An 8,771-nucleotide genomic window follows, 5' to 3' on the forward strand; every position below is an offset into this window, starting at 1 on the left:
GCCGCGCCTAACCCACCCTACCGGACTGTTTCAGCCGGTGTAGGGTGCGTTAATGAAATGTAACGCACCGTCTATATATCAGATCCGGTTTACCCGTGTGGCTGGGAATGGACGAGAGCAAGGCGAAAGTTGTTGTCAAACAGTTGGAATTACCCCCAAGTGGGGGAGGGGAATTGAATTTGTTTGACAATTAACAATTAATAATTAACAATGAAAAGTGATTCGATATTACCTATTGTCTAATTATGTTACCCGATCGCTCCTGGCGCAGCAGCTACTCTACTAATGAAAATAACCCGATTCTTGACTTTTACATCCCGGCTTTGGAAAATTGCCGTCAATACGATCGCAAGTCGGGGTTTTTCTCCGGCGCCATCCTGAGCCGGGTCGCCGCCGGGTTGGGTGCCCTGCTGGAAAATGATGGCAAAATGCGGCTCATTATGGGATGCCAGTTCGACCGGGCGGACTTGGAGGCAATTCGACGGGGGTACGCCCTCCGGGAGGCTTTGAGCGATCGTCTGGATGCGACTTTCACCCCGCCCCAAACCTTCGCGCAACTCCGGCACTTCGAGATCCTCTCCTGGCTGATCCAACACGGGCGCCTGGACATTAAAATCGCCGTCCCCCTGAAGTCGGACGGGATGCCGGAAAACCCGGAACAACAACTCGACCCGAACCACATTTTTCACGAAAAAGTTGGTATTTTTATTGACGATAATGGCAATCAGTTGGTGTTTTTCGGCTCCAACAACGAAACCCCGAGCGGCTGGGAGCTCAACGTCGAATCTTTCCATGTCTATTGCGGCTGGGAGGGGGGCCGGGACGCCGAGCGGGTGGATGAGGAGGTGTTCCGGTTCGAGCAGCTTTGGAATGATTTCGCCCCCAATGTGAAGCTGTTCGACATCCCCGAAGCCGTCCGCGCCAAATTGCTGCGCTACACCCCCAATTCCAAACCCACCTGGGAGCATGAGCAGGAATTCGACACTCGGGCGATCGACCCGGCGGAACCGCCCCCGCCGGAGCCCGAAAAACTGACCGAAGCCGAACGGCGCCGGGAACTGGAGGCCTTCGCCCCCCTGTTCGACCTGCCCCGCGATCCGAGTTGCCTGGACTTCTGCCTGAAATCCATCCCCGTCCGGCCCTGGCCCCACCAGTTCAAAATCCTGCGCCGGGTCGCCGACACCTTCCCCCGCAGCTTTTTGATCGCCGACGAGGTGGGCCTGGGAAAGACGATTGAAACGGGGTTAATCCTGCGCTATCTGCTCGTCAGTGGCAGGGTGGAGCGGGTTTTGGTACTGGCTCCGGCCAGTGTTCAATCCCAGTGGCAGGAGGAACTGCGGGAAAAATTCAACCTGCACTTCTGGAGCTACAGCCAGGGGGAATTTAAGGACCCCTACGGGACGGTATCAGCTCTGAGTGAGGGCAACCCCTGGAACCGCCACGCACTGATTCTGGCTTCTTCCCACCTCGTCCGCCGCCGGGAACGGGCTCAAGAACTGTTGGAGGCGGAGCCCTGGGATCTGGTTGTCCTCGATGAGGCTCACCACGCTCGTCGCCGGGCTCCCAAAGCGGGGAAAGATACGCCGAATAGCCTGTTGGAGTTGATGCGACAGTTGCGAGAAAGGACTGACTCGCTGATTTTGCTTTCGGCGACGCCGATGCAGATCGATCCGATTGAGGTGTTTGACTTGCTTGATTTGCTGGGACTTCACGGCCACTGGCGTTATGGGGACAATTTCTGCAACTACTTTGCTTCCCTCTCGGAGGACCCGAACTCGTCGATACTGGAGTTCTGGCAGGAGATGTCCGTGGATTATTTCCGGGGTGGCGGGGAACCTTGCCCCCGAATGCAGCAGCTTTTGGGCGATCGCGATCGCTTACTAGGCTACAAACTCCAGGATATCTGGCAACGGGGTAAAAGGATGGTCAACCCCAAACAACTCTGTGGGGACGAGTCTTTCGTGGCTAGTTCCCGGCAATACCTGAGTACGAACACACCCCTAAAAGACTTGATGTTCCGACACACCCGCGACACCCTGCGGGAATATTACCGCCGGGGACTCCTGGAACAGGACATCCCCCGCCGGGTGGTGGCGGATAATGCGATTTCCCTGGAGCGCGATCGCGAAATTCCCCTGTACCGGGCCGTCAGCGATTACGTCCGCAATTTCTACCGCCTCGCCCAGAAACAGGATCGTAAGGCTTTGGGGTTCCTGATGACTTTGTACCGAAAGCGGTTGACGAGTTCTTTTTATGCCATCCGCGAGTCCCTCCAGCGGCGCCTGGACGGTATCAGCATCACCCCGGACGACCTGGCGGACCTCGACGACGCCGATGACGCGATCATCGAGGGCCTGGAGTCCTACGTCGAACCGGTCGATCCGAAGGAAATCGAGTATTTGGAAGAGTTGCTGCGGCAGTTCGAGAATACGGGGGAGGACAGCAAGTTGTCGTTTCTCCTGGATACCCTGCGGCGGGAGTTTTTGGAGCGGGAAAGTGCGATCGTTTTTACCCAGTACACTGATACGATGGACTACCTGCGGGACGAGTTGCGATCGGTCTACGGCGATCGCCTGGCCTGCTATTCCGGGCGCGGCGGGGAACTGCCCGTCCACGACCCGGACCCCCGCTGGCGGGTCGTCCCCAAGGGGAAAATCAAAAATCTGTTCCGGCAGGGCGAAATCAAGCTGCTGCTGTGCACGGAGTCGGCCAGCGAGGGGCTGAATTTGCAGACCTGCGGGGTTTTGGTCAACTACGATTTGCCCTGGAACCCCATGCGCGTCGAGCAGCGGATCGGGCGCCTGGACCGCATCGGGCAGCGCTACCCCACGGTCAAGATCCACAACCTCTACTACGATGGCACGGTGGAAGCGAAGGTTTACCGCCGCCTGCGGGAGCGGATCGGGCTGTTCGCCAACGTCGTGGGCAACCTCCAGCCCATTTTAGCCCGGGTTCCCACGTTTATCGAGCGGGCGGCGATGAGCGCCGACCCGGAAGAGGAGGATGTGCTGATGGGGGAATTTGAGGACAGCTTCGATGCCGACCCCCTGCGCCCGTCCCTGGACGAGATGGTGAAAATGGACGTGGACGCGGATCTGGCGGAGTTGCGCCGCCCCCTGTCGCCGTCTCGGCTGACTCCGGAGTTTTTGGAGGATCTGTTCTCGACTTCAAAGCTCTTGAAGGCGGGGGGGTTCGAGTTTGAGGATGGGGGCGATCGCGTTTGGACGCTACTTTCGGCGGAGGGGGGCGATCGCGATCGGGTCACGTTTGACCCGGAAGCATTTGAAGCCGATCCGTCGCTGCGGCTGATGACTTGGGGCGACCCCCTGTTTCACCGGATGCGATCGCGGGTGGCGGGCGATTAGCCTTTGCCCATCGCCCAAAGCCTGTTGTACATTCACCAATTATTTGTCATCGGTAATATTCGCTTAAGGGCGAACGATGGGATTCGAACCCACGCATGGAGGAACCACAATCCTCTGCCTTAACCACTTGGCTACGCTCGCCATTCCGGTTTATTATCTTAACACGGGTTTCGCCGCAGATGCAACCCCCCCCGACAAAAAACTTTCGAGACGGCCCGGACGAGGGGATTGAAGGGGTTGGGGGAAGGGAAAACCATTTTCCCCGTCCCCCCGGCTTCCCATGTCCCCGGTGTCTGATCCCGGGTCGGGAGTCCCGGGCGTCGCCTAATATCAGATCCGGTTAAATACTCGGACATCGGGAGGACTCAAGGGAAACAGGAAAACTCGACTCCCTAGGATCGACGACCGACTCCCTCCACCACAGATGTTTTGTGGTCAATTATCAGGATTTGATATCACTTCCGTTCATTCCCAAACCCACTGGCAATACAGTCGGGATTGGTCGTCGGTGAGCCAATGGGCGACCAATTTACCTTTTTCTGTCAAGGTTTTCTGGCGGCTGCGTTCGGGTCTATCTTGGCTTTTCGTCCAAGCGGGGCTGGCGGTTTTAACTTCAAATTTATGAAGGGTTTGTAACATTTTCTTAACCTCTCTTAATGGCAATGATTTTCTCTCTATATTTTCATTATAGCCCAAAATTTTAAAACGACAAGCGTCCGTCTCTCCGACATTTGCGCCTGAAAAATTAGACGATTTTACTTTGTAAAAAAATGCCGATTTTTCTGACTGTGGCGGTGGCGGGTCGGAATGGGAATCGAAAAAAAACTGACCGATTCGGTGTGGGAGGCTAACTGATCCGTAATTTCCCGGAAGCAGCCGGAAGAATTGTTACAACAGCGATCGCCCCAAGTTCCGTAATTTTACCATTGATTATATCGGGTGTTATATCGTAACGTGAAATTATTGAATCACTCGGGAGACGATCTACCATGACGTCAGTCACGACCACCGCCGATCTGCCAACTCTGATCCGAACCCTCCGTCAGCGTCTGGGGTTATCTCAGGAAAAATTCGCCGCCAAGCTGGGGGTTTCTTTCCAAACCGTCAACCGCTGGGAGCGCGGCCGCGCCAAACCTTCGCAATTGGCGATGAATGCAATTCGACAGAAATTGGCGGAGATGGAAGGGACGGAAACCGGCTTGATCGACCCGTACTTCAAACGTTGAAGCGGGACTCATGGCCTCCTCTGCACGGGGCGATCGCGACTTTTTCACAATCCTTTCAATATCAATTCACTTCCCTTCAATACTGCCGCGATTGTCGGCCTCTAAAATTCCGCAAGACTGGGTCGGTACGTCCCCAGTCTTTTCAATTAAATAAATGGGCGATCGCGTTTTTTTTGCGGGTTTGCCTCCGTCCATCAATTGTGAGTTAAGCTAAACAAGATTCAGCCCCTACCCACGATCTGAACTATGACCGTAGCAACAGCATCCCCGTCCATCACCACGGATGAAGCGCTATCGCTCATCGAGGAAACCATCAAACAATCCCACGCCGAGGAAGTGGCCGTCTGCCTGAGCAACAGCGAAGATACCCTCACCCGCTACTCGGAAAATCAAATCACCCAAAATGTTAGTGGGAATCAGTTCAAACTCGCAATCACCAGCTATTTCGGGAGGCGCAGCGCCACCGTCACCACCACGGAATTCGACCCGGAAGCGATCGCCGACACCCTGCGCCGCTCCGAAGATCTGGCCCGCATCGCCCCGGAAGATCCCGAGTGGGTGCCCTTGGTAGAACCGCAGACCTACCCCGATCGCCCCGCCGCCTTTGACGAAGCCACGGCGACCTTCTCGCCCCTCGCCCGGGGGGAAAAGGTGCGGGCTGTCTGCGAGCAGGGGGCCCGGGCCGGGGTGGAAATGTCCGGCACCCTGAGCACCGAAGTGGAACTGGTCGCGGTCGGCAATTCCCGGGGCGTCCGAGTCTGCGATCGCCACACCGCCGCAGAGTTCAGCGTCACGGCCCGCATCGACACCGGTTCGGGTTGGACCGGGCGCAGAGCCTGGAATATGGACGGACTCCCCCTCGAACCCCTCACCGAAACGGTCATCCGGCGGGCGCTAGATTCCCGAAATCCCCGCGAAATCGAGCCGGGGGTCTATCCGGTCATTTTCGACGGCGCAGCCTTCAGCAGCCTGCTGATGTGGGTGGTGTGGAACCTGGACGCCCGGGCCGCCGACGAGGGGCGATCGTTCATGTCCCGCACCGACTCCCAGGGCCAACCCGCCGGAAACTTGCTGGGCGAACCCCTGTTGAGTCCCCTGGTGAATGTCCGCCGCAATCCGGCTCACCCCCTGATTCGGGGTTATCGATTCTCGATGGATGGGTTGTCCAAGGACGATCTGACCTTCGTGGAAAATGGGGTTCCCCAAAACTTGATTTACAGCCACTACTGGGCATCTCAACACAATCAAACCCCCACCGGAAGCCCCTGGCCGGTCGTCATGGCCGGGACGGACCAAAGCGTGGCGGATCTGGTGGCCCAAACCGAACGGGGAATTTTGGTCAACCGCGCCTGGTACGTCCGCTACATCAACCCCAAAACCTTGGAAGTGACGGGGATGACGCGGGACGGCACGTTTTGGATCGAAAACGGCAAAATCGCCTACCCGATCAAAAATATGCGCTTCAACCAGAGTCTGCCCCACCTGTTGCGGGATGTGGATGCCCTGAGTTCGGCGGCGCGTTACGATGTGGGCGTGGTTCCGGGCGTCCGGGTCAAGGCGTTCAACTTCAGCAGCATCACCGATAGTGTTTAGGGAATTGGGGTGTGGGGTGTGCGGGCGTGGGGTGTGGGGGAAGCTTCGGTAAGCTTCGGTAAGCTTCGGTAAGCTTCGGTAAGTGGAGGAAGAAATTGCCTCCTGAGCCCCGGTCGCCCCGGTCGCCTCCTGAGCCCTCCGACTCCCGACTCCCACCTGATTTGGAGTGAAGTTTAAAATGACGATTTCTTTGGATGAATTGCGACAGCGTCGGGCGTTTATTTGCGATATGGACGGCGTGATCTATCACGGCAATCATTTGTTGCCGGGGGTGACGGAATTTTTGGATTGGCTGCACCGGGAGGACAAGCGATTTTTATTTTTGACCAACAGCAGCGAGCGATCGCCCCGAGAATTGAAGGAGAAGCTGCGGCGGCTGGGGGTGGAGGTGGAGGAAAGTCACTTTTATTCGAGTGCTTTGGCGACGGCTGCATTTTTGGCGCAGCAGTGTCCGGGGGGGAGCGTATTTGCGATCGGTGAAGCGGGGTTAATTACGGCCCTTTACGATGCCGGATTTTCCATCAATGACATCAATCCCGATTATGTTGTCATCGGAGAAACCCGCAGTTACAGTTACGAAAAAATCGCCAAGGCGGTGCAGTTAGTGCGGAGTGGGGCGAAGCTGATCGGCACGAACCCGGATTTGACAGCGCCCTCCGAAAAGGGTATTATTCCGGCGACGGGGGCGCTGACGGCACCCATCGAATTGGCGACGGAATCGAAGGCTTATTTTTTGGGAAAACCGAATCCCCTGATGATGCGGCACGCCCTGAAAAAGTTGGGCTGTCAGCGGGAAGAGACGGCGATCGTGGGCGATCGCATGGATACGGATATTATCGCCGGAATCGAGTCGGAAATCGACACCGTTTTGGTTCTCTCCGGCGTCACTTCCGAGGCTGATTTGAACCGGTTCGCCTATCGACCCCACTACGTCCTCAGCGGCATCGGCGAATTGGTTCCCTAAAGCCCACAAGTTCCCAAAATTCCCGATCCTATGGCCTATGGCCTATTGCCCATTGCCTATTGCCTCTAAAAACAATCAAGATTCGCTCAATTCTCCTTCTTCTTCCTCATCTCGGAAACTCTGCCAAACCAGGCGAATTCCCATGACAGCAAATCCGATCGCGGCGGCGGTTTTCACCCAGTGAGTCGGCAACACTTCCGCCACACCCTGGCCGACGATGACGCCGATAAAGCTGGCGAGTACCAGGGCCGAAGCCGTGCCGAAAAAGATGGCTCGGGGGGATTTGGTGCTGCCGCTGAGGGCGATCGCGGCGACTTGGCTTTTGTCGCCCAACTCGGATAGAAACACCGTGATAAAACTCAGACCTAATAGTTGGAAATCCATTGGATAATGATACTCTCAATTAAAACTGCGGGAGGGCGAATGCCATTCGCCCCTACAAATGCCGTCGGAGCGATAGTTTAAATTAATGTAATATCTCCCAAAACAGCAGGACAGAAATAAATAAGAGTGTGATTCCTGCCGCCCGTTCCAGGGTTTTGGGTTGGATGTGACTCGCCAGCCAGCGGCCGACTAAAACGCCGAGCAAACTGGTGGTAATTAAAGCACTTCCCGCACCCACAAAGACGACCCAGGGGTTGTGAGATTCCGCCGTCATCAATAATGTGGTAACTTGGGTTTTGTCGCCCATTTCCGCCAGAAAAATGGTCACGAATGTGGAGGCGAAGATCGCCCAAATTTTGAGGGGTTTGGGGGCCGAGGCGGCGGCGATCGCGGATTCTGAATAGTCGATGCCGAGTTGGGGCTGCGGTTCGGTGAGGGGTGAGTCGGACGGTTGCCCCTCCAGTGCGGGATTCGGAGGACGGCGATCGGGCTGAGTTTGATAAGAATCCACGGAATCAGAAATCAGTGTCACGGGTTCGACGATGAAAGGATTATGAAAATTAACTTAACTTAATATGAGCGAAGATGCAAGGGGGGGAAGGGGCTTCGGTGCGAAGTCGTCCGCCCCGGGACGGAGATTTTCCCGCCTCTAACCGGGGACGGTATAGAAATCCTGCGGTGTGGCGACTCGGCTTAAAGTGGCGAATGAGTTGATAAATTAAATAATGTATCGCGATCGCAATTTTTGTCCATGTCTTCAGTCCCATCTCCCCTAGATCTTCCATTTCAACGCCTCCGCCAGTTTCGGACGGCTTTGCTGCACCTGCACAAAGCCCTGCTGGAGTCCGAACGAGTCACCTACGAGAAGCAGCACGGACGCATTCAGTCCAAAGGCGAGTTTTTCCGCCTGGTGGTGGGCGACGAGTGGTTCAGTTGGCTGCGTCCCTACTCCAAATTTATCGTGAAAATTGATGAAACCCTAGATTCAAAAGAACCCGTCACCCTCGACGAAGTGAACCGACTGTTGGAAGAGGCGAGTTTTCTGCTGCGGGTGGACGAAACGGGAAGCGATCGCGAAAAGCGCTACTATCAAGCCATTCAACGCGATCCGAATATCGCCCTGATGCACGCCCAAGCGGCACAATTGTTGAATTAAAGCAACGTAGGGGCAAGCCTCTGTGCTTGCCCCTGAAATGAATGGATAATAATAGAGGTAGGGGCAAGCCTCTGTGCTTGCCC

8 protein-coding genes and 1 tRNA gene are annotated in these 8,771 nt (G+C 56.0%); 5 read left to right on the forward strand and 4 right to left on the reverse strand.

The genetic code is table 11. From position 1 onward, the window contains the following. Positions 1 to 245: 245 nt before the first annotated feature. Entirely contained in the window at positions 246 to 3,365 is a 3,120-nt protein-coding gene (locus LKE08_RS02150) for a helicase-related protein (protein WP_324702545.1), read from the forward strand. A gap of 68 nt (positions 3,366 to 3,433) precedes the next feature. Here the strand turns inward: LKE08_RS02150 and LKE08_RS02155 are convergent. Continuing rightward, a tRNA-His gene (locus tag LKE08_RS02155) sits at positions 3,434 to 3,506 on the reverse strand. A 324-nt stretch (positions 3,507 to 3,830) separates the two neighbouring features. Next, positions 3,831 to 4,004: a hypothetical protein gene (locus LKE08_RS02160; protein ID WP_324702546.1), complete on the reverse strand. Its 174-nt coding sequence runs from the start codon at positions 4,002 to 4,004 to the stop codon at positions 3,831 to 3,833. 350 nt (positions 4,005 to 4,354) lie between these two features. On the opposite strand from LKE08_RS02160, the gene LKE08_RS02165 reads away from it, so the two are divergent. The 3 genes from LKE08_RS02165 to LKE08_RS02175 all read left to right on the forward strand — a co-directional run bounded on the left by LKE08_RS02165 (position 4,355) and on the right by LKE08_RS02175 (position 7,148). After that, positions 4,355 to 4,591, forward strand: a complete 237-nt coding sequence (locus tag LKE08_RS02165; protein ID WP_324702547.1) for a helix-turn-helix domain-containing protein — start codon at positions 4,355 to 4,357, stop codon at positions 4,589 to 4,591. 246 nt (positions 4,592 to 4,837) lie between these two features. Next, entirely contained in the window at positions 4,838 to 6,184 is a 1,347-nt protein-coding gene (locus LKE08_RS02170) for a TldD/PmbA family protein (protein ID WP_324702548.1), read from the forward strand. Positions 6,185 to 6,362: 178 nt separating this feature from the next. Continuing rightward, positions 6,363 to 7,148, forward strand: a complete 786-nt coding sequence (locus LKE08_RS02175) for an HAD-IIA family hydrolase (protein ID WP_324702549.1) — start codon at positions 6,363 to 6,365, stop codon at positions 7,146 to 7,148. Positions 7,149 to 7,223: 75 nt separating this feature from the next. On the opposite strand, the gene LKE08_RS02180 is transcribed toward LKE08_RS02175, so the two are convergent. Further along, positions 7,224 to 7,532: a TMEM165/GDT1 family protein gene (locus tag LKE08_RS02180; RefSeq protein WP_324702550.1), complete on the reverse strand. Its 309-nt coding sequence runs from the start codon at positions 7,530 to 7,532 to the stop codon at positions 7,224 to 7,226. Positions 7,533 to 7,614: 82 nt separating this feature from the next. Then, a complete protein-coding gene (locus LKE08_RS02185) occupies positions 7,615 to 7,941 on the reverse strand; it encodes a TMEM165/GDT1 family protein (protein WP_375341394.1) in 327 nt (108 codons plus the stop codon). Between the two features lie 342 nt (positions 7,942 to 8,283). Between LKE08_RS02185 and LKE08_RS02190 the strand changes: the two genes are divergently transcribed. Further along, entirely contained in the window at positions 8,284 to 8,688 is a 405-nt protein-coding gene (locus tag LKE08_RS02190; protein ID WP_324702552.1) for a hypothetical protein, read from the forward strand. The last annotated feature ends 83 nt before the right edge of the window (positions 8,689 to 8,771 follow it).

It is taken from the genome of Lyngbya sp. CCY1209 (assembly GCF_035615495.1).
Taxonomy (GTDB): Bacteria; Cyanobacteriota; Cyanobacteriia; order Cyanobacteriales; family Microcoleaceae; genus Limnospira.

Coding starts and splice junctions, on each gene's coding strand:
- LKE08_RS02150 (WP_324702545.1), top strand. CDS start 246: ATGTTACCCGATCGCTCCTGGCGCAGCAGCTACTCTACTAATGAAAAT.
- LKE08_RS02160 (WP_324702546.1), bottom strand. CDS start 4,004: ATGTTACAAACCCTTCATAAATTTGAAGTTAAAACCGCCAGCCCCGCT.
- LKE08_RS02165 (WP_324702547.1), top strand. CDS start 4,355: ATGACGTCAGTCACGACCACCGCCGATCTGCCAACTCTGATCCGAACC.
- LKE08_RS02170 (WP_324702548.1), top strand. CDS start 4,838: ATGACCGTAGCAACAGCATCCCCGTCCATCACCACGGATGAAGCGCTA.
- LKE08_RS02175 (WP_324702549.1), top strand. CDS start 6,363: ATGACGATTTCTTTGGATGAATTGCGACAGCGTCGGGCGTTTATTTGC.
- LKE08_RS02190 (WP_324702552.1), top strand. CDS start 8,284: ATGTCTTCAGTCCCATCTCCCCTAGATCTTCCATTTCAACGCCTCCGC.
- LKE08_RS02180 (WP_324702550.1), bottom strand. CDS start 7,532: ATGGATTTCCAACTATTAGGTCTGAGTTTTATCACGGTGTTTCTATCC.